At 48.2% G+C, this 20249-nt stretch carries 16 protein-coding genes; 9 read left to right on the top strand and 7 right to left on the bottom strand.

The genetic code is table 11. The features are described 5' to 3' along the window. Positions 1-4 precede the first annotated feature (4 nt). The 9 genes from AKN87_RS03105 to AKN87_RS03065 all read left to right on the top strand — a co-directional run bounded on the left by AKN87_RS03105 (position 5) and on the right by AKN87_RS03065 (position 12975). Positions 5-2713, top strand: a complete 2709-nt coding sequence (locus tag AKN87_RS03105; protein WP_053102433.1) for a type VI secretion system Vgr family protein — start codon at positions 5-7, stop codon at positions 2711-2713. A gap of 11 nt (positions 2714-2724) precedes the next feature. Then, positions 2725-3570, top strand: coding sequence for a DUF4123 domain-containing protein (locus AKN87_RS03100; protein WP_053102432.1), 846 nt, complete (start codon positions 2725-2727; stop codon positions 3568-3570). Further along, a complete protein-coding gene (locus AKN87_RS03095) occupies positions 3567-6389 on the top strand; it encodes a T6SS effector BTH_I2691 family protein (protein ID WP_053102431.1) in 2823 nt (940 codons plus the stop codon). Before AKN87_RS03100 ends, AKN87_RS03095 begins: the two co-directional genes overlap by 4 nt. Positions 6390-6393: 4 nt before the next feature. Next, positions 6394-7374: a DUF6708 domain-containing protein gene (locus tag AKN87_RS03090; RefSeq protein ID WP_053102429.1), complete on the top strand. Its 981-nt coding sequence runs from the start codon at positions 6394-6396 to the stop codon at positions 7372-7374. Next, positions 7346-9862 (top strand): T6SS effector BTH_I2691 family protein, encoded by a 2517-nt coding sequence (locus AKN87_RS03085; RefSeq protein ID WP_053102430.1) that lies wholly within the window; start codon positions 7346-7348, stop codon positions 9860-9862. The genes AKN87_RS03090 and AKN87_RS03085 overlap by 29 nt, the downstream gene beginning before the upstream one ends. A 4-nt stretch (positions 9863-9866) precedes the next feature. Next, positions 9867-10847, top strand: coding sequence for a DUF6708 domain-containing protein (locus tag AKN87_RS03080; RefSeq protein WP_053102429.1), 981 nt, complete (start codon positions 9867-9869; stop codon positions 10845-10847). Further along, positions 10819-11493, top strand: a complete 675-nt coding sequence (locus AKN87_RS03075; RefSeq protein WP_053102428.1) for a toxin VasX — start codon at positions 10819-10821, stop codon at positions 11491-11493. Before AKN87_RS03080 ends, AKN87_RS03075 begins: the two co-directional genes overlap by 29 nt. Before the next feature lie 189 nt (positions 11494-11682). Then, the gene (locus AKN87_RS03070; RefSeq protein ID WP_199533073.1) at positions 11683-12324 is read left to right on the top strand and encodes a restriction endonuclease; all 642 of its coding nucleotides are present in this window, start codon (positions 11683-11685) and stop codon (positions 12322-12324) included. Between the two features lie 66 nt (positions 12325-12390). Continuing rightward, positions 12391-12975, top strand: a complete 585-nt coding sequence (locus tag AKN87_RS03065; protein WP_199533072.1) for a type VI secretion system Vgr family protein — start codon at positions 12391-12393, stop codon at positions 12973-12975. A gap of 200 nt (positions 12976-13175) precedes the next feature. On the opposite strand, the gene AKN87_RS03060 is transcribed toward AKN87_RS03065, so the two are convergent. From AKN87_RS03060 to AKN87_RS03030, 7 genes are all read right to left on the bottom strand, one after another. Next, on the bottom strand, positions 13176-13883 hold the full coding sequence (locus tag AKN87_RS03060; RefSeq protein ID WP_053102426.1) for a hypothetical protein: 708 nt from the start codon (positions 13881-13883) through the stop codon (positions 13176-13178). 27 nt (positions 13884-13910) lie between these two features. Then, positions 13911-14618, bottom strand: coding sequence for a hypothetical protein (locus AKN87_RS03055; protein WP_053102425.1), 708 nt, complete (start codon positions 14616-14618; stop codon positions 13911-13913). Continuing rightward, complete coding sequence (locus AKN87_RS03050; protein ID WP_053102424.1) at positions 14615-16270, bottom strand: hypothetical protein; 1656 nt, start codon at positions 16268-16270, stop codon at positions 14615-14617. Before AKN87_RS03050 ends, AKN87_RS03055 begins: the two co-directional genes overlap by 4 nt. A gap of 2 nt (positions 16271-16272) precedes the next feature. Continuing rightward, a complete protein-coding gene (locus AKN87_RS03045) occupies positions 16273-17730 on the bottom strand; it encodes a DUF2345 domain-containing protein (protein ID WP_080995490.1) in 1458 nt (485 codons plus the stop codon). Beyond that, a complete protein-coding gene (locus AKN87_RS12600) occupies positions 17697-18020 on the bottom strand; it encodes a DUF7079 family protein (RefSeq protein ID WP_456243163.1) in 324 nt (107 codons plus the stop codon). The genes AKN87_RS03045 and AKN87_RS12600 overlap by 34 nt, the downstream gene beginning before the upstream one ends. Positions 18021-18240: 220 nt before the next feature. Then, positions 18241-19452: a WD40/YVTN/BNR-like repeat-containing protein gene (locus tag AKN87_RS03035; protein WP_148561489.1), complete on the bottom strand. Its 1212-nt coding sequence runs from the start codon at positions 19450-19452 to the stop codon at positions 18241-18243. 13 nt (positions 19453-19465) lie between these two features. Continuing rightward, the gene (locus AKN87_RS03030; protein WP_148561488.1) at positions 19466-20032 is read right to left on the bottom strand and encodes a hypothetical protein; all 567 of its coding nucleotides are present in this window, start codon (positions 20030-20032) and stop codon (positions 19466-19468) included. Between the last annotated feature and the right edge of the window lie 217 nt (positions 20033-20249).

Genomic DNA, 20249 nt, shown 5'->3' with positions numbered 1-20249 from the left:
ACACATGGAACTGTTACAGCAACTACGGGCTTTACTCAGTACTGGCCAGCAGCAAAACCGATTGCTAACGGTCAGTGTCCCCAACGGTGCGCCCCTAGTGGTAGAACGCTTTAGCGGTGTGGAATCGGTGGATGCAGGCGGCTTTCGTTTTCAAGTGGATTGCCTTTCCCCTGATGCCCAATTGCCCTTGGCGCCCTTGCTTGGCAGTCCTGTGTTGATTGAACTACAGTGTGATGATTCTCGCCGCAACTTGCGGCCCTTTCACGGGCATATTACCGCGTGTGAACAAGCGGGCAGCAATGGCGGCGTGGCGCGCTATCGGCTGCAAGTGGAGCCGTGGCTAGCCTTGCTGCACCACCGCACCGATAGCTATGTGTTTCACAACCTCACCGTGGAAGAGATTGTGGAACGTGTTTTTGAACACTATGCCCAGGGTGTGGTGGTACCAGCTCGGCGCTGGGCGCTCAGCGGCACTTACCTTAACCGTAGTGTCACTAGCCAATACCAAGAAACAGATTTCGCCTTTATAACCCGCCTGTTGGCAGAAGAAGGTATTTTTTATTGGTTTGAACACGAAGGCGATAAGCAATCGCCCACCTTGGGCAAGCACACGCTGGTATTGAGTGATAGCAATGCCAATTTTGAGGTGGGTAAAGCCAAAACCTTGCGCTTCCACCGCGCCGATGCCACCGAGGCAGAAGACACTATCCAGCAGTGGCAGCCCCAACGCCGCTGGCAAGGAGGAGAGCTGAAGCGCGCGAGTTGGGATTACCGCACCTTATCGAACCGCCAAGTTGTGGCGCAAGCAACTGGCCAATCTGCTCCGGCGGTGGATGATGATATATCAGGCCCTTATGCCTATGCTACGCACGCCCAAGGTGAGCAACGTATTCAGCAGCACTTAGATGCCAAAGAGGTGCCAGCATTTACTGTGACAGGTATAGGCACGGTGCGCCGTTTAGCGCCGGGTATGAGCTTTAGCCTCAGTGGCCATGCCACCCAAGCCGCCACGGCACAGGTGTGTTTGTCGGTGCGGCACGAGGCGCGCAACAATTTTGATGCCACCATGCGCCAACAGCTCGATACCTTGCTTGGCCGATTGTGGGAAAGCCACCCCACAACAGAAGACCCCCCACCGTTTTATCAAAACCATTTTACTGTGTTAGATGCCAAGCACAGCTATCGCCCGCGCACGCCTGAAGGTTATGGCTTACGCCACCAGCCAACGCCCACTGTAATGGGCGGGCAAAGCGCTATTGTGGTGGGGGCCGAAGGCCCTGTGTACACCGACCGCGACCACCGCGTGATGGTGCAGCAACATTGGCAGCGCGGCAGCCTCAGTGCCAGCCGCTTAGCGCATCCGCACCGGCGCGATAACGCCACGGCCGAAGCTGTGCCCGGCACCTGGGCGCGGGTTGCCACGCCGGTGGCGGGCAGCAACTGGGGCAGCGTATTTACCCCACGGGTGGGGCAAGAGGTGTGGTTAGCCTATTTAGAAGGGGATATTGACCGCCCCGTGGTGGTGGCGAGCTTATATAACGGCCAAGGCCAAGAGGATGCGCCCCACAACCAAGTAACCCAAGGCGGCAGTGGTGCCACAGGCAATGCGCCCATGTGGTTTAGTGGTAACGAGCATAGCGGCGTGTTCAGTGGCCTTAAAACTCAAGATCTTAGCACCAGTGCCGAGGGCACGGGCGGCTATCGCCAATTACGCTTTGATGATAGCCCTCAACAAAGTGGTATTACACTTTCTACCACCGATTACGACACCGCCCTGTACTTAGGCCATATAAAGCATGCGCCCGATAACGCCCGCGAAGCGGATAAAGGCTATGGTGCAGCCCTAACCACCGCTGCCCAAGGCGCGGTACGCGCTGGCAAAGGCTTACTGCTGAGCAGTGCCGCCGGCCAAGATGCCATGGATGCCCAAAACGCCGTCGCCATGCACGAACACGCTCAAGCGCTCGCTACCCAACTCGCTGATGTGGCCGCCAAGCAAGGCGCCAACCTTAAAGGCGAGCCCGCTGCCGAAGACCTTCCCGCCATTCACGCCCACACCCCATTGATGGAAGCCTTAAGCGCCACCGAAGAAGGCACCGACCTTGGCCAAGGGGGCACAGGCACCGCCACCGCTTGGAGCGATCCGCACCTTGTTGTTCACGGGCAAGCAGGCCTTGTGGCCACGACCCCCCAAAGCGCTATTTACAGTACCGCCGATACCCTGAGCCTTACCGCGGGTGAGCACCTTAACGTTGCCGTGCAAGGGCAGTTTAGCGCTGTGGCCACCCAAGGCATTGCCCTTTACACCCAGGGCGAAAAGCAAGGCAAAAGCAGCATTGATGCCACGGGCATCAAGCTTCATGCCGCCACTGGCCGTGTAAGCATAGAAGCCCAAAGCGATAGCGCCACCTTGGCCGCTCAAGAACACGTCACCTTAAGCAGCCAAGCCAGCGTCAACTTAGGCGGCAGCGATGAGCTGCTGCTTAATGCGGGCAATGCCTACATTAAACTCAGCGGCGGCAATATCGAAATTGGTGGCCCTGGGGCGGCAGAGTTTAAAGCGGCGATAAAGCAGTTGGAAGGGCCGGGTGGGGGCAGTGTGCCCACAGCAGCCATGGCAACAGGGCAGGCGACAGGGGGGATAGAACGAGCTTGTCAATATGCCTTGAATAGTGCTGATAGCGCAGGAGACGGCATTGTGCCGCTAGGGTAAATAGGATGCTCATGTTTGATCATCATCTTTTGCAGCAGCATAACTACGGCCTGATTAATCCCTTACAGGTAGAAGCATCGCTGTGGCAAGACGTGCCTCACATGCCGTTGGTGCCAAGAGAATTGGCCGAACAGGCCGACCAAATGCCTTTGCTAGTAGCCTTCGATGCTATGGAAGCAGAGGCTCGCATCAGCTTGCTAGATTATATAATTGCTCAGCAACGTTCTAGCAAACGCCCTTATTTTTCAGCCTTGATTGATAGTATTTTGCCGCTTGCTACCTTGCAGCATCGGCTCACTGAACGTTTAATTCTGTTCGGGCCACAAGGTAAAGCGTTTTTTCGCTATTACGACCCGCGTGTTTTTCGTCATTTGCATTGGGTATTGCGCCCTATTCAGTTGGACTATCTGTTGAAAGGTATCACGCAGTGGAGTTGGTGTGATGCGAAAGGACAATGGCAGAGTTTAGCAGGCCCTGAAAAATGCCCAATGAATATATTGCGCCTTACCCCTGAGCAATGGCTGCATCTAGGAGGCTTAGGCTTACTGAATCAGTGTTTAGCAGGGCTAAACATGATGCCTACTTTTGATGAAAATAATACACAACAGGTGATACAAGCTAATGAATGGCTACACGCCGCAAAAGCCCAATTGAGCGATCCAGAAGATAGTTGCTTGTACGTGGAGCAACGTTTTCGTTACGGCGAATTGTTGCATCAACACCCCGCCATGCAAGAGCGTTTACAACAAGCACAGGCGGGGCAAAGCTACATACAGCTTTGCCAGCCCTTAGACGAAAGCACACTCCAACAATACGTGACGGACATGCACCAACAACGACAGAGGATGATGTCATGATGGAATCCAGCCAAGCCACGTGCCCTTATTGCACGAAAGAAGGTTTATCTATTTTGCCCATGCGTGCGGCAGTGGCTCGTACTGATAAAGGCAGTGCTTTAGACTTGCCAGCTGCCTTACAACAAAGCGAATTGTTAAAAGATGACAAAGGCAACGCTATTACTTTGCCAGCGAACTCAGCTAAATACTCAGGCCGCTTATTGCGGGCGGGTTTTTTGTATGTATTTAATGAAGTGCGCGGTGAATGGAAAGGCTACGCGGTATCAGAGATGGGCTACTTGTATGAGTTTATGAAGGTGTCAGGACGTGATTTAAATGATCCTGCCAAAGATTCGCGCGACATCGTCCCGCCTCCTGAAGTGCCCGAGTTTAGCTGCGATTTAACAGACGATGAGTTTAAGGCGCGGTGTGTGACTATTCCTTACGCTAAAGATGCTGGCAAGGTGTGGCTTGGGTTTTCAGATACCGCATGGACGTGGGATGTGCTGCAAGCGCATCGTAAGCAAACGGTGCGTGATCAACACATGCAAATGGTGGATGTACAAGCGTGGGTTGCTGGCAACACGCAACAGGCGGATACCTTGCCGTTTAACCAATTAACACAGGCCATTAATGAGTTTGTTGAAATACCATCGGCACCTAGGCCAAAGCTAGTGCAAACTGTTACCGAGTCGGTGTCGGTCCTACAATCGCCTAGCGAGGAACCTGGGCCTACAGGGGAAAATGTCATTGTACTCCCCACGATTACCGTTACGGCTTATGCGGAGCATCCTTCGTTCAGTTACTCTCCTCATGAGTACTTTGGTACAAGCGGCATGACAGAGCGTTTTGCAGCATGGGGCGAGCAAGAAACAGAAAAGGGTGTGCCACCGATGATTGCGATGGTGGCAGATCCGGTGGGCATCACCATGGAAGTGAATCACTTGGTATTAAGACGCGGCGCGGAGTGGACAGATCATTCTTCACGTCAACATAAGTTAGAGTCCGCCTCACAACTGGAATCTGTTCGCATGGCGATCATGAATGGCGCAGTTAAAGAAGAAGGCGAAAAGCGGTATGGCGCCGAGCTGCGAAAAGCGACCATGTTGTCCATAATTTCGCCCACGGCGACACGGCATCTAGGAATTCACCCCACTACGTGGAGTGAGCAGCAGGTGGAAGCGCTAAAAGAGGTGCCCATGGAAGAGCAGATTAAAATCGCTAGCGAACGCTGGAGCAAATACAGCAAGGCGTATGATGCAGACGGCATGACGCGCTTTTTAGAAAACTATCAAGAACAGTTGGCGGCCCACGAAAGCCGTGTGCTGCAGCCATTGGATTCGGCGTATTTGTTATGGCTACAATCGCCACAGTTATTAGCAGCTTTTATGCATAATTACGACACTAAAATGCCGGATAATGGGCGTGATTACTTGTTAACGATTAACGCTATTATTAGCGATAGTACTGGACGCAGTAGCGTACGAAAATACCTTAAACAAAAGTTAGGAGAGGATCCCAGTGATCCAACCAATATCTTTTTACGCGCTATGGCGTTTAATCAAGAACAGTTGATTAATGATGTAAAAACCTTATGCGAACAATCTTCTAGTAACCCACGAGATCCGATTAATCCTCTTGGGTTGGCTGTTTATAAAAAAGTAGAAGATCACTTTGCAGCGTTTGGTATGTCGAAATGGTTAGAATTGAGTGGACAGCTTTCAAGTTTGTTTTTTGCATTGGGCGGCCCGCTTGCTGAACGCGCCACCGCTTTTATTGATAGAGGGTTGGTGTGGGGTGCGGCAGCGTTACCCGATAGGTTCGCGATTAGTTTTATGCGCGCTAACTTAGCTGCCACGTTGCCAGGCCAGCAATTAGCAGCAGTGGAGTTTACAGGTTCAAGGCAAGCCGTGGCCCGTACGTTGGCAACGGCGATAGCCGATATGTCGGGTGGGCGTGGCAGTTTATATCGCTCAGGTGGACGCCAAGTTTATGATCAACAGGCTGAGAAAGTGGTGAGCGGTAAAGCCCTTATCGTGGTAGATGAGGCAGAGTTCAAGCGTTTACAAATGATGAGCGGACGAACGCCCAGTGCTCAGCGAGCAGCCACGATTGCAACGCATGTGCAAGTGCATGATTTTGAGCGGTTGTATGCGGCTTCAGTACGACGTTTTAGCTCGCTTGAAGTGAAAGGCGGAGTGATTGGTGCTTTGTTTGCTGCGGCTTCTGTGAGTACGGCTTATGGGGAACTCGCCAAAGCTGAGGCAGAAGCCAATAAGAAAGTAGGTTCAGCCAGTGCTGCTAAGAAAGTAAAAATAGCCTATTGGCAGGTGCGCAGTGGCATGGCTGCGTTAGTGGGTGGACTAGCAGAAACGGCAGCGGCGATGGCACGGCATTTTTCGTGGGGCATTAAGCCGATCCCACTGTTAGGTAACGTAACTTTTTTTAAAAGCTATAGCCAAGCGCTTTCTACGGTTGGGCGCCTCTTAGGTGGTGTTGGCGGCATTATCGCAGGGGTGTTGACCGTTATTGAAGGGCAAGAGGAAATGCAGACGAATAAAGCTGTAGGAACATGGCTAACTATTGGTGGTATTGGAATTTTTGCAGGTGGTGCTGCCTTAGTGTGGTCTGTGCTGCTGGGAGGAGCCGCTTGGCTTGGACCAGCAGGAATTATCGTAGGAATTTTAGCAGCATTAGCGGTTATCGCCATACAGTTGTTTAAAGACGACGACATCGAGAAGTGGCTTAAGCGAGCTCTTTATTTTGGTCAAGAGGGAGTGGAGTCGTTTAGTGACTTTACAGAGCAAACCGAGGCACTAACAGCACTGATGGAGGCGTAATATCATGGCAGGAATCAGTTGGAATGCTCGCGTTAAGGCAGATCGCACCATAACCGATGATGAAAAGCTCGACTTGTTGCCAAAGCAGCGCAACGATTATGTTGAAGCCACGGATAGAGGTTCATTATTGCAGTTTAATTCCACCTACACCGAGTATGTCGATCCCGTTTTTTTTGCTAGAGGATCGATTAGTTCATTGGCCGGCATACTGGGTGCGCTAGCTGGGTTAGGGACACTTATCACATTTAGTTATTGGCTCGCTATTAATGGCACAGATTGGGCTGTTCAATCTGCGAATATAGTTGGAGTGATTTTGGGGTTGGGCATGTTTTTGATATTTGGCGGAATGGGGGTTAGGCACGATCTTTTTAGCTACACCGCTTATCCCGTCCGCTTCAACCGCAAAAACCGTAAGATTTATGTATTTCGTCCACCTAAAGAAGGCGGGGTGCAGGTTTTTTGTTGGGACGAAGTGAACTTTTATATTAATAGAGTAAAAAATCACCCTCATCGTCATTTAATTGGCCATGTAATGGATGGTGATTTCATTAAGTTTAGTTTTGTGGTGGGTATGGCCCATGTTGAAGATGAAGTTATTAAAGAACTTTGGGAGTTTGTTTATCGCTATATGGAAGAAGGGCCTAAAAGCGTTAAGCCGCCCTTTATAGCTATGACGATAACTCCCTCAATAGTTAACCACTACCGTATGAGTTATACGCGAGCTGCGATTACTAATTATTTCTTTGTTGTATTATTTTTCCCAATCATTGGGCCTTTAATTGCACTTCGTTGGATCATCTTTAAAACTTGTAAGTCCCCTGTATGGCCTGAATGGGTAGAGGTTGAATGTGTTGTTGCAGCAAACGATCCTCATCATTTGCCTGAGCCAAAGTACATTGGTGATGGTTTTGAAGAACATCCCGAGTTTTTACAGAAGGTAGTGGAAAAGGATCGGCGTGAACGCGCTAACAAGCGAGGTCGTTGACGACTTTAGCGGTTTATTACCCTTTCAAGTGCCCGAGTTTAGCTGCGATTTAACAGACGATGAGTTTAAGGCGCGGTGTGTGACTATTCCTTACGCTAAAGATGCTGGCAAGGTGTGGCTTGGGTTTTCAGATACCGCATGGACGTGGGATGTGCTGCAAGCGCATCGTAAGCAAACGGTGCGTGATCAACACATGCAAATGGTGGATGTACAAGCGTGGGTTGCTGGCAACACGCAACAGGCGGATACCTTGCCGTTTAACCAATTAACACAGGCCATTAATGAGTTTGTTGAAATACCATCGGCACCTAGGCCAAAGCTAGTGCAAACTGTTACCGAGTCGGTGTCGGTCCTACAATCGCCTAGCGAGGAACCTGGGCCTACAGGGGAAAATGTCATTGTACTCCCCACGATTACCGTTACGGCTTATGCGGAGCATCCTTCGTTCAGTTACTCTCCTCATGAGTACTTTGGTACAAGCGGCATGACAGAGCGTTTTGCAGCATGGGGCGAGCAAGAAACAGAAAAGGGTGTGCCACCGATGATTGCGATGGTGGCAGATCCGGTGGGCATCACCATGGAAGTGAATCACTTGGTATTAAGACGCGGCGCGGAGTGGACAGATCATTCTTCACGTCAACATAAGTTAGAGTCCGCCTCACAACTGGAATCTGTTCGCATGGCGATCATGAATGGCGCAGTTAAAGAAGAAGGCGAAAAGCGGTATGGCGCCGAGCTGCGAAAAGCGACCATGTTGTCCATAATTTCGCCCACGGCGACACGGCATCTAGGAATTCACCCCACTACGTGGAGTGAGCAGCAGGTGGAAGCGCTAAAAGAGGTGCCCATGGAAGAGCAGATTAAAATCGCTAGCGAACGCTGGAGCAAATACAGCAAGGCGTATGATGCAGACGGCATGACGCGCTTTTTAGAAAACTATCAAGAACAGTTGGCGGCCCACGAAAGCCGTGTGCTGCAGCCATTGGATTCGGCGTATTTGTTATGGCTACAATCGCCACAGTTATTAGCAGCTTTTATGCATAATTACGACACTAAAATGCCGGATAATGGGCGTGATTACTTGTTAACGATTAACGCTATTATTAGCGATAGTACTGGACGCAGTAGCGTACGAAAATACCTTAAACAAAAGTTAGGAGAGGATCCCAGTGATCCAACCAATATCTTTTTACGCGCTATGGCGTTTAATCAAGAACAGTTGATTAATGATGTAAAAACCTTATGCGAACAATCTTCTAGTAACCCACGAGATCCGATTAATCCTCTTGGGTTGGCTGTTTATAAAAAAGTAGAAGATCACTTTGCAGCGTTTGGTATGTCGAAATGGTTAGAATTGAGTGGACAGCTTTCAAGTTTGTTTTTTGCATTGGGCGGCCCGCTTGCTGAACGCGCCACCGCTTTTATTGATAGAGGGTTGGTGTGGGGTGCGGCAGCGTTACCCGATAGGTTCGCGATTAGTTTTATGCGCGCTAACTTAGCTGCCACGTTGCCAGGCCAGCAATTAGCAGCAGTGGAGTTTACAGGTTCAAGGCAAGCCGTGGCCCGTACGTTGGCAACGGCGATAGCCGATATGTCGGGTGGGCGTGGCAGTTTATATCGCTCAGGTGGACGCCAAGTTTATGATCAACAGGCTGAGAAAGTGGTGAGCGGTAAAGCCCTTATCGTGGTAGATGAGGCAGAGTTCAAGCGTTTACAAATGATGAGCGGACGAACGCCCAGTGCTCAGCGAGCAGCCACGATTGCAACGCATGTGCAAGTGCATGATTTTGAGCGGTTGTATGCGGCTTCAGTACGACGTTTTAGCTCGCTTGAAGTGAAAGGCGGAGTGATTGGTGCTTTGTTTGCTGCGGCTTCTGTGAGTACGGCTTATGGGGAACTCGCCAAAGCTGAGGCAGAAGCCAATAAGAAAGTAGGTTCAGCCAGTGCTGCTAAGAAAGTAAAAATAGCCTATTGGCAGGTGCGCAGTGGCATGGCTGCGTTAGTGGGTGGACTAGCAGAAACGGCAGCGGCGATGGCACGGCATTTTTCGTGGGGCATTAAGCCGATCCCACTGTTAGGTAACGTAACTTTTTTTAAAAGCTATAGCCAAGCGCTTTCTACGGTTGGGCGCCTCTTAGGTGGTGTTGGCGGCATTATCGCAGGGGTGTTGACCGTTATTGAAGGGCAAGAGGAAATGCAGACGAATAAAGCTGTAGGAACATGGCTAACTATTGGTGGTATTGGAATTTTTGCAGGTGGTGCTGCCTTAGTGTGGTCTGTGCTGCTGGGAGGAGCCGCTTGGCTTGGACCAGCAGGAATTATCGTAGGAATTTTAGCAGCATTAGCGGTTATCGCCATACAGTTGTTTAAAGACGACGACATCGAGAAGTGGCTTAAGCGAGCTCTTTATTTTGGTCAAGAGGGAGTGGAGTCGTTTAGTGACTTTACAGAGCAAACCGAGGCACTAACAGCACTGATGGAGGCGTAATATCATGGCAGGAATCAGTTGGAATGCTCGCGTTAAGGCAGATCGCACCATAACCGATGATGAAAAGCTCGACTTGTTGCCAAAGCAGCGCAACGATTATGTTGAAGCCACGGATAGAGGTTCATTATTGCAGTTTAATTCCACCTACACCGAGTATGTCGATCCCGTTTTTTTTGCTAGAGGATCGATTAGTTCATTGGCCGGCATACTGGGTGCGCTAGCTGGGTTAGGGACACTTATCACATTTAGTTATTGGCTCGCTATTAATGGCACAGATTGGGCTGTTCAATCTGCGAATATAGTTGGAGTGATTTTGGGGTTGGGCATGTTTTTGATATTTGGCGGAATGGGGGTTAGGCACGATCTTTTTAGCTACACCGCTTATCCCGTCCGCTTCAACCGCAAAAACCGTAAGATTTATGTATTTCGTCCACCTAAAGAAGGCGGGGTGCAGGTTTTTTGTTGGGACGAAGTGAACTTTTATATTAATAGAGTAAAAAATCACCCTCATCGTCATTTAATTGGCCATGTAATGGATGGTGATTTCATTAAGTTTAGTTTTGTGGTGGGTATGGCCCATGTTGAAGATGAAGTTATTAAAGAACTTTGGGAGTTTGTTTATCGCTATATGGAAGAAGGGCCTAAAAGCGTTAAGCCGCCCTTTATAGCTATGACGATAACTCCCTCAATAGTTAACCACTACCGTATGAGTTATACGCGAGCTGCGATTACTAATTATTTCTTTGTTGTATTATTTTTCCCAATCATTGGGCCTTTAATTGCACTTCGTTGGATCATCTTTAAAACTTGTAAGTCCCCTGTATGGCCTGAATGGGTAGAGGTTGAATGTGTTGTTGCAGCAAACGATCCTCATCATTTGCCTGAGCCAAAGTACATTGGTGATGGTTTTGAAGAACATCCCGAGTTTTTACAGAAGGTAGTGGAAAAGGATCGGCGTGAACGCGCTAACAAGCGAGGTCGTTGACGACTTTAGCGGTTTATTACCCTTTCAAGTGCCCGAGTTTAGCTGCGATTTAACAGACGATGAGTTTAAGGCGCGGTGTGTGACTATTCCTTACGCTAAAGATGCTGGCAAGGTGTGGCTTGGGTTTTCAGATACCGCATGGACGTGGGATGTGCTGCAAGCGCATCGTAAGCAAACGGTGCGTGATCAACACATGCAAATGGTGGATGTACAAGCGTGGGTTGCTGGCAACACGCAACAGGCGGATACCTTGCCGTTTAACCAATTAACACAGGCCATTAATGAGTTTGTTGAAATACCATCGGCACCTAGGCCAAAGCTAGTGCAAACTGTTACCGAGTCGGTGTCGGTCCTACAATCGCCTAGCGAGGAACCTGGGCCTACAGGGGAAAATGTCATTGTACTCCCCACGATTACCGTTACGGCTTATGCGGAGCATCCTTCGTTCAGTTACTCTCCTCATGAGTACTTTGGTACAAGCGGCATGACAGAGCGTTTTGCAGCCTGGGGCGAGCAAGAAACAGAAAAAGGTGTGCCACCGATGCAAGCTACCAGTGTGGTCAGAAGATATCGAAGCGAAATGCCGCATTGCGCCCGAAGACCCTTTGGTAAAAGATTGGCACAATGCTTTACAGCCCACACTTAAAGAATGGATTTTATACATTGTTCCTAACCTAATAAGCAGTGCGGCAATGATTGCTTTTGTTGCTTGGCTGTTGCAGGAATTGTGGTGAATGAGATAACTTTTAATTTTTGGTTTCCACCGAAAAATAAATTTTTCTTATTTTTTATGTTTATAATGCATGCAGCATCAAAGGACAGGTATTAAATAAAAATGCTTTTTTTAAAAAAACTCTTTGCCTTCTTGACAGATAAACAATCAATTCAAATGCCAGTAGATATTTCAGATCTGCTCTCTTCAGATGTAAATACAAGGCAAGATAAAAAGCTTCAATCAATACTGAACAATATTGATGAATGCTCATCGAGTGATTTCAACCTGTTTATTAAAGCTCTTTTAGAAAAAATGAGTTATGACATAACAGACATCGACGGCAAAAATGATAACGGTGTAGATCTCATTGGCCATGTGGGAAAAGTTAAAAGTCTTGCTGTGCAATGCAAGGCTTGGAATCCTAAAAGAAACACGGAAAGAGTAGATGTGCGTGAAGTTAGAGCCTTTAAAGGAGTGGTGGCGGACGGGTATCAAAAAGGTTTCTTTGTGACGACACATTATTTTAGCGAGCCGGCATTAGAGCTGGAAGACGAATCATTGATATTGATTGACCGCAGAAAGCTTTTTCATCTTGTGGCACGTTATTATCCGCAACTGCTTGCTGAATCGCTTTATTTTGAAACATTAAGCAGTCTGCCTGCATGCAGCCATTGCCAAATAGGAAAAACAATAAAACTCTATTCAAAGAACAAACGATATTATTATTGGTGTGAATCTTGCTCTGAAATCGAAATGGTTTAGCTGGTTCGTTACCATGGCGGGCGCAACTGGGGCAGCGTATTTACCCCACGGGTGGGCCAAGAGGATGTGCCCCACAACCAAGTGACCCAAGGCGGCAGTGGTGCCACGGGCAATGCGCCTATGTGGTTTAGTGGTAACGAGCATAGCGGCGTGTTCAGTGGCCTTAAAACTCAAGATCTTAGCACCAGTGCCGAGGGCACGGGCGGTTATCGCCAATTGCGCTTTGATGATAGCCCCCAGCAAAGTGGTATTACACTTTCTACCACCGATTACGACACCGCCCTGTACTTAGGCCATATAAAGCATGCGCCCGATAACGCCCGCGAAGCGGATAAAGGCTATGGCGTGGCCTTAACCACTGCTGCCCAAGGCGCGGTACGCGCCGGCAAAGGCTTACTGCTGAGCAGTGCTGCCGGCCAAGATGCCATGGATGCCCAAAACGCCGTCGCCCTGCACGAACACGCTCAAGCGCTCGCTACCCAACTGGCTGATGTGGCCACTAAGCAAGGCGCTAACCTTGAAGGCGAGCCCGCAGCTGAAGAGCTGCCCGCCGTTGAAGCCCACACCCCATTGATGGAAGCCTTAAGCGCCACCGAAGAAGGCACCGACCTTGGCCAAGGGGGGATTACACTCTTTAAATTCTTGATATAAGCTTGGGTATTCTTTTTTTACTTCAGGCCTTTCTAGCGCTTTGCGCACAATCTCATACCACTGTGCATGAAGTACTACGAGTTCTTCATGGTATTCATAGGACAAAAACTTACGCTTCAGCCACGCTTTGCGAAGTTCTTTGTCGGGGGGCGTTGGTTGGCGTAATCTCTCATTGCTATATTTCAGGGAGCTATGCCCAACTATTCCTGTGTATCCGATTGATTATGCGCCCATTGCCAGAACGTATCGCCGTAACGGCTGCCTTCAAAAACAGGGAATGTTTCGCCTTCTTTAAAATAATAACGTTGTATGGTTTGAGGTTCGGCAAGGGAGTACCACCAGCCTGATCGAGGGCAGGATTGGCCGCCTGCGACACTTTTAGGCACCTCTTTTGGCACGTCTTCCCAATGTGCAGGCCAATCGATGGGGCCTGTAATTTCTTCATCTAATATACTATCGTCATCACCTGTAAAGCGACTTACCCATAAATTATCCACTGTTTGGCGAATGTTGGTGCACATGCGGAGCATTTCATTCCAAGGTTGTAAAATTTCCTGCTCCCACTCATCTTTATTTAACCAGTTCCAACAATAATTATGGTACATAAGTTCACGATAATCTGGGATGGAACGTGCGACCCCAGCGCTACGTCCTGGCTCCCATTTGTTGGGATCAAGCTGGCCTGGCTTGCTAATTTTTTCAAAATTAGGAATAGCTATAGTCCATAAGTAATCATAATCTTCTGGAAATTCTTCTTTAGCATTGGAGGCTTTCAAGAGTTCGTACAGCCGTTTAAGCCACTGTGAATGAAGTGTTACCAATTCTTCATGATATTCAAAAGATAAAAACTTACGCTTCAGCCAGGCTTTGCGAAGTTCTTTGTCGGGGGCGTTGGCGTAATCTCTCATTGCTATATTTCAGGGAGCTATGCCCAACTATTCTTGTGTATCCGATTGATTATGCGCCCATTGCCAAAATGTATCGCCGTAACGGCTGCCTTCAAAAACAGGGAATGTTTCGCCTTCTTTAAAATAATAGCGCTGTATGGTTTGAGGTTCGGCAAGGGAGAACCACCAGCCTGATCGAGGGCAGGATTGGCCGCCTGCGACACTTTTAGGTACCTCTCTTGGGGCGTCTTCCCAGTGTGCAGGCCAATCGATGGGGCCTGTATAGCGTTCATTTAATATAGCGTCGTCATTGCCTTTTCTTGGGTTAAACCACAAATTATCCACTGTTTGGCGAATGTTGGTGCACATGCGGAGCATTTCATTCCAAGGTTGTAAAATTTCCTGCTCCCACTCATGTTTATCTAACCAGTTCCAACAATAATTATGGTACATAAGCTCACGATAATCTGGGATGGAACGTGCGACCCCAGCGCTACGTCCTGGCTCCCATTTGTTGGGATCAAGCTGGCCTGGCTTGCTAATTTTTTCAAAATTAGGGATAGCTATAGTCCATAAGTAATCATAATCTTCTGGAAATTCTTCTTTAGCATTGGAGGCTTTCAAGAGTTCGTACAGCCGTTTAAGCCACTGTGAATGAAGTGTTACCAATTCTTCATGATATTCAAAAGATAAAAACTTACGCTTCAGCCAGGCTTTGCGAAGTTTTTTGTCGGGGGCGTTGGCGTAATCCTTCATAGGCTTTGTGCTCCTTGTGCTGGTGGAATAGCTTTATCCGCAGGCAATACCTCAAAAGCGGGGCCTGATTGCGGCACGATATTATTGAGCTCTTCGTTGTAATCTGTGAAGTTGGTAGGTTTTCTTTCGGTCATAAAACCGTGTTTACGGAGTATTTGTAGCTCTTCATAATCGAAGAGCTGTTGTGGTTTTCCGCCAGGTAATACCCAAGAGTCTAATTTTTTTGTTCCATCAGAAAGTGTTATTTCATATGGCTGTGACGCTGCTGGTCCTTCCCAAAAGCGTAATACTTCTTCTTGTTGAGGGTTGAGCACCACGCCTTTGGGGGCTCGTTGTTGGCGGAGTTCTAGCAGTTCTTTCCATACCACATGGCCTTTCGCTGGAATCAGCATTTCGTAATATTCGCCGTTTTGGTTCCAAGCATCTTTTACGGCGGAGTTGGTGCGTAAATCTTGTCCATCCACAGGCAGTTCGCGGTTAAAAAAGGTGCCGTTATCTTGCTTTGAGTTACCTTTTTGCACCACACGAACAAACTTTGTATCACTGCCCGATTGTATCGTATTGGCCTCTAAGCGAGAAAACGTAGCGTAATTACTACCAAAGGTTAAATCCGGCCAGCCTTGGTGAACTCTGCCAGCGTAGAGCTCTTCCCAGTCATCGATTCGAACAGGCGGATTATCCAACACATCGCCATCTTTATAAGGTTTCGCACCTACCGGTCGGGCGGAAGCATCGGTAATGCCATATTCTCGTTTGCCGCCTTTTAGAGGAAGGGCATGGCGAACAGTATGGCGTTCTTGGGTGCGCCGAGTGTTGCCTGGCTCAGGGTTTCCCTGTGAGGTTAATACACCTTTTTCGCTTTGGGTTTGAGAAGCAGATAAGGAGGGCGCTTCTACTCCTGTATTAAGGGAGTGGGTGCTTTGTGTGGCGGCTTTGACATTGCCGCTTAGCAAGGCCCCCAAACGTTGGTCTAACTCTTTTAGTGCACTAGGCACCATAGTGCCTGCGCTTTGTCGTAATTCTTCTAAATGATGTAGCCAAGTTTTTGCATGGGCAAGCGCTTTATTGATTTTATCTCCGCCCAGCCATGGTGGGAGTTTGTCCAGCTGTAAACTGTTGATGCGAGCAATAAAATCATTAATCAGTTGCGTGAGTTTGTTGAACTGTTCATTGAGCCCTCGCATTAACGCTTGTTCGTACTGAGCAAACTTTACTTCACTGAGTGCTTTTACGGTTGAGCCATAGCCATGGGCACGCAAGAAATCGGTGATGTTTTTGAGCCCAGCGCCTCCTTTTTTAACGAGTAAGAGGGCTAGTGCACGTAAAAAGCCGCCTAACTCAGCACCGACTAGTGCACCCACACCCGCCACAGCTGCTCCAGCGACCGTAATAATCAGTGGTAGCAACATGGCGATTAATAAAATCCACTCTTCAACATCTTCTCGCCGTTCTGGCGAGCTGGAAAGCCGATAGATAATAGCGATGAGATCGCGGAGGGTAACAATAGAGCCCACACCCGGCACAAACCCTATTATGGCATCTGTGGTGATCTCGCTTAATGAGCGATTATCTGCCCATTCGCCAATAATGACATTGCGCAACCAGCCAAAGCCATCGGTGGTGCCTTCCCATACTTTATCGAGTATTGACATGGTTATGCCTGCATCCATTCTGTTAAGTCGTCATCCGTTTTAATGGGCATTTTAAACGCTGTGTAAGGGCGCTCATCTTCATCAATGGTAAGTTCTATTGTCCCGTTAGGGATGCCTGAAAGGAAGACGTATCCTTGCTCGTCTAATTGGCCCTCATGGACGCTTCCATCTGGGAGTCTTGCTGTGAATGCGGCGTTTTTAACAGGCTCACCATCATGATAAAGGTACCTAAAGTGAAACTCGCCATGAGTAGGTTCACTCAGTGTTGGCGTAGTTGTAGATGTTGGCAGTAACGAAGAAGCACTAACGGCGGTAGCCAGCCCCTTCGGTAACGCCTTTGCCTTAGCAGTCTGGCTATCACCAGCCGTCCAGTTATGGGTAGCGGTGTTGACGGTAAAAGTGCCCTTGGCAGAGAGGATGAGGTTGGCGCCATCCAGTGTGATGGTAGCGCCGCCAGCGCTGAGCACAATTTTTTGTTGTGCGTTTACTTCAATACGGCTGCCAGACGAAGTGATGGTGGCGTCTTTATCTGCTTGTAGCGCTAATGCACCTTCGTGGGCTTGTAGGCTAACACTGCCGTGGTTGGCCATTATTTTGGCGCCGCCGTCGGTGGCATACAGGCTAGCACCATCGCCCGTGGCCACAGCCATGCTGCCTTGGGCGGCTAAGTGAACATCGCCTTGGCTGGCAAACAATTGATGTTCGCCCGCATAGTGGGCGCTGCTGTTGGGGGTGCTAAGGCTAATGGCGGCGGGGCTATCAAGTACAAGGTGGGGTTCACTAAAACGCGCCACAGGCTGGCCATCGGGCTGTTCGGCGGCTTGGCCGTTCACGTCTTCTTCATAGCGCCCTTGTTCTTCAGCATCAAGGCTGGGTAGGGCGTTGCTCAGGCCTTCAAGGGCTTTTAAGTTTAGGCCACCGCCATCACCAGCGGCGGTGCCAAAATTATCCACTTGCTCTTGAGTGGCGCGCAATTGTGCCACGGCATCTTGATTGTCCATTTGAGTGATTTGCCCGTGAGGGCGCGGCGTGGTGGAGAGTAACAAACCTTCACTGGCACGTAAGGTAGCCCAGCCACTGCTGGTGAAGGTGGCACCTTCGCCCAGAAAGCGGCCACGGTAATTGTTTGCCTGCTCAATCACATAGCCTAAGTTCAGTTGGCTGTTGGCTTGTGTGTGCTGCAAGCTGTGGCGTAATTGTTGGGGGGCATCGTCAAGCACCCAGGTGCCGGCGGGTTGGCCATCGAGGGTGTGAGTGTGAATGCCCGAAAGGGCACCAGGGTGGTTGGCATTACTGTCTTCGCCCGCATTAAAAGGCGGCAGGGCATTGCCATGGTACAGCTGGCCGATAATCACAGGCTGGTCAATATCGCCCTGGGCGAACTCCACTAATACTTCGCTGCCTATGCGGGATATAAAGATATCAATTAAGCGTAGTAGTGGTTTTTCAATATGCTCCACGACGTATTAAATTTAAATTTAAGATAAAACGAGAATAGATCATAATATATTTTTCCCCACTTAGTTTTTCTTTTTTCTTGTATTTTATATATTCTTTTTAATAGCTCTTTTCGATCATATATATATATATATATGATTATTGGCTCCGCACATATTGTATTATAGTTGCAGGCGGGTGCTACATATTTAAAGAAGGTTTCTTCTACAAAATCTATTGAGTAATTTTTAGCAATGGAGGCTATTTTTACAAAGTCCGCGCCTGTTCCTAAAAATAGACCGGATAGTTCCATGCAAAGGTCTTCGTCTATTAGAATATTTCCCATTTGGTAAATTCCTCTAGCTCTTCATCAAGAGTGTCTGTTAATGCATGGTTAGCAAGCCACCAACTCTCCCAACATTAATTTGGTTGATCACAAGGGAAGTGGTGCAACGTTACATTTTCAGTTGGGTATAAAGGCTCATTTAGCTCTCTACCTAGGACATTGTGATAAAGGGATTAGGGTTGTCGCTTTAAGGAATTTCGCGCTTATATAAAGAATAACCAGATACCTTCCAGTCTGTACCTGTTACATCGTCATAATAGCCGCCTTGGGCCGATGAGTTTTTATCAGTGCGCCATGTTTTACCGCCATCTTTACTCAGGGCCGTCCAGTCTTTCGGTAAAATGCTTGCGTAATCAGGTCCTTGTACTAGCAGATGTTTATTTACTGGAGTTTGGTAAATAGCGTAGCCGAGCATGCCCTTAGGGAAAGAATGTATTGCATTAAGTTCTTCGCCATCCCACTGATAAAGTGTACTGATTTGGTTTCTTTCTTCATATTTTGGGCCAGCGTGGGTAAATACATAAACTTTTCCATTTGCATCGGCAAATATGTCATCCACTTTATTACCAGGTACGCTGAAAATAAGTTCAGAGGTCTCCTCACCCCATTTTAAGCGCCATATTTCACTGCTTAACCCTGTGCCAATGATGGGAACAAAAGCTAGATAAAGCGCATTATCTTTACCTAAAGCAACTAAGTCGAAACGCTTTCTTGGTTGTTGTAAGTCTTTTACTTGTACAGGCACTTGGATCTCATGCCAATATTTGCCGCCGTTTTTTGTACGCCAAATGCGAGGCCCCCAACCGATCAGGTAGCCTTCTTGCTCGTTAATAAAACGCATCGAACTAATATTTTGCTGCTCAGGCCACGTTAGTTGCTCCCAACTATGGCCATAGTCAGTGGAGCGCCAGAGTTTGGTTATTTGTGGAACTTGGTTATCTGGAAAATCTTCAGGTTCTAGGTGATAATCAAGCCAACCCGTGCTTAAGTAGATGGTTTTCCAATCAGGTGAAAGCCACCAAGCTCTGCTTTGAGCATACTCATGAAATGTTTGTGTGCTATTGCTTATACTGCCGGCATGAAAAGTAACGTTCATGCGGTTTAATATTTCACTGGAACTCTTCATCCAAGGTTCTGTAGTTTCTAAAGGCTGATCCCAATTAGCAAGCTCTTCAGCAGTTTGTTTTTTAAAGGTTATCTTAGGCTTAGCTAACCTCATCGACACCATTTTTTCGCCACGGATGCGAAAATCTCCGGGGCCATAGCTCTGGGTATCGTTACCTTTCATGAACTCTGAAGATACTTGGGTCCAACGCATGTCTATACCTGTTATTTTGTTAAATAAAAAATAGCTACTGAAAATAAGTAAAACGAGCAAAAAAAATCGCTTGCCACTCACAATAATGCCTCTTTTATTGGCCAAACTTTAGTGCCTCAAGCTGTTTGAGCGCTCTTTCTAAAGCATCTGTTATAGCTTCCACAGCATCAGAAGCGGCTTGTTTGCTTTGTTCATAACCTTGTTGAGCCCAGTCTTTACTAACCTCTAGCGCACTACTGCCAGCTTGCGACCACGTATCACCGTCTGCCCACTCTTCAATGTTGGGTTGGGTACCTATCCACCAAAGGTCTTTTAAGGATAAATCGGCGAGGCCAGCATCAAGGTAAGCGGGCACGTGGGTATCAAAGGCAAATTTCTTGAACATGTCATGAGAAAGCTCAAGGGTGTGTTTGGGAACACTGATATCGACGTCTTGGTTTGGGTAGCGCCTGCAAGGGATGTGAATATCATTTCCTTGCATATTTTGATCAAGGCCTAACTCCATATTTATTTGGAGCAACTCCCGTCCTGCTTTTAGCCAATTAATCCCTTTTGTAGATAATTTAGGTTCCAGATATTTTCCATAGCGTGAGCAATAATAATAGCCATAGCTTACGTAGTATGGGGGTGGGGTGTGGCCGCAACCAATATGGCGCATCATGAAATTAGCATGGCGAGACCAATCAGAGTCTGAGGCTTCAGCTAATAGCAATTCATCACGCTTACTTAATAATGCCGTGTTCGTTTCTTTTTCCGTTCCACTCCAAGGGTTCCACTGTAAAGCCCATTGTTTTATGTCGCTCCATAGTGCGCTAGGGAAGCTACGGGTAGCTACTCCAGTTTTTTCAACAAATTCCTCATGGAGTGGTTTGTAGTAG

It is taken from the genome of Thiopseudomonas alkaliphila, assembly GCF_001267175.1.
Taxonomy (GTDB): Bacteria; Pseudomonadota; Gammaproteobacteria; order Pseudomonadales; family Pseudomonadaceae; genus Oblitimonas; species Oblitimonas alkaliphila.
Note: the sequence above shows the minus strand (reverse complement) of the source record. Positions and strands in the feature narration are given on the sequence as shown.

Bases quoted from the DNA above. Each gene is read 5' to 3' on its own strand.
- AKN87_RS03090 (WP_053102429.1), top strand. From the start codon at position 6,394: ATGGCAGGAATCAGTTGGAATGCTCGCGTTAAGGCAGATCGCACCATA.
- AKN87_RS03095 (WP_053102431.1), top strand. From the start codon at position 3,567: ATGATGGAATCCAGCCAAGCCACGTGCCCTTATTGCACGAAAGAAGGT.
- AKN87_RS03080 (WP_053102429.1), top strand. From the start codon at position 9,867: ATGGCAGGAATCAGTTGGAATGCTCGCGTTAAGGCAGATCGCACCATA.
- AKN87_RS03060 (WP_053102426.1), bottom strand. From the start codon at position 13,883: ATGAGAGATTACGCCAACGCCCCCGACAAAGAACTTCGCAAAGCCTGG.
- AKN87_RS03055 (WP_053102425.1), bottom strand. From the start codon at position 14,618: ATGAAGGATTACGCCAACGCCCCCGACAAAAAACTTCGCAAAGCCTGG.
- AKN87_RS03105 (WP_053102433.1), top strand. From the start codon at position 5: ATGGAACTGTTACAGCAACTACGGGCTTTACTCAGTACTGGCCAGCAG.
- AKN87_RS03100 (WP_053102432.1), top strand. From the start codon at position 2,725: ATGTTTGATCATCATCTTTTGCAGCAGCATAACTACGGCCTGATTAAT.
- AKN87_RS12600 (WP_456243163.1), bottom strand. From the start codon at position 18,020: ATGGAACTATCCGGTCTATTTTTAGGAACAGGCGCGGACTTTGTAAAA.
- AKN87_RS03050 (WP_053102424.1), bottom strand. From the start codon at position 16,270: ATGTCAATACTCGATAAAGTATGGGAAGGCACCACCGATGGCTTTGGC.
- AKN87_RS03030 (WP_148561488.1), bottom strand. From the start codon at position 20,032: ATGATGCGCCATATTGGTTGCGGCCACACCCCACCCCCATACTACGTA.
- AKN87_RS03070 (WP_199533073.1), top strand. From the start codon at position 11,683: ATGCTTTTTTTAAAAAAACTCTTTGCCTTCTTGACAGATAAACAATCA.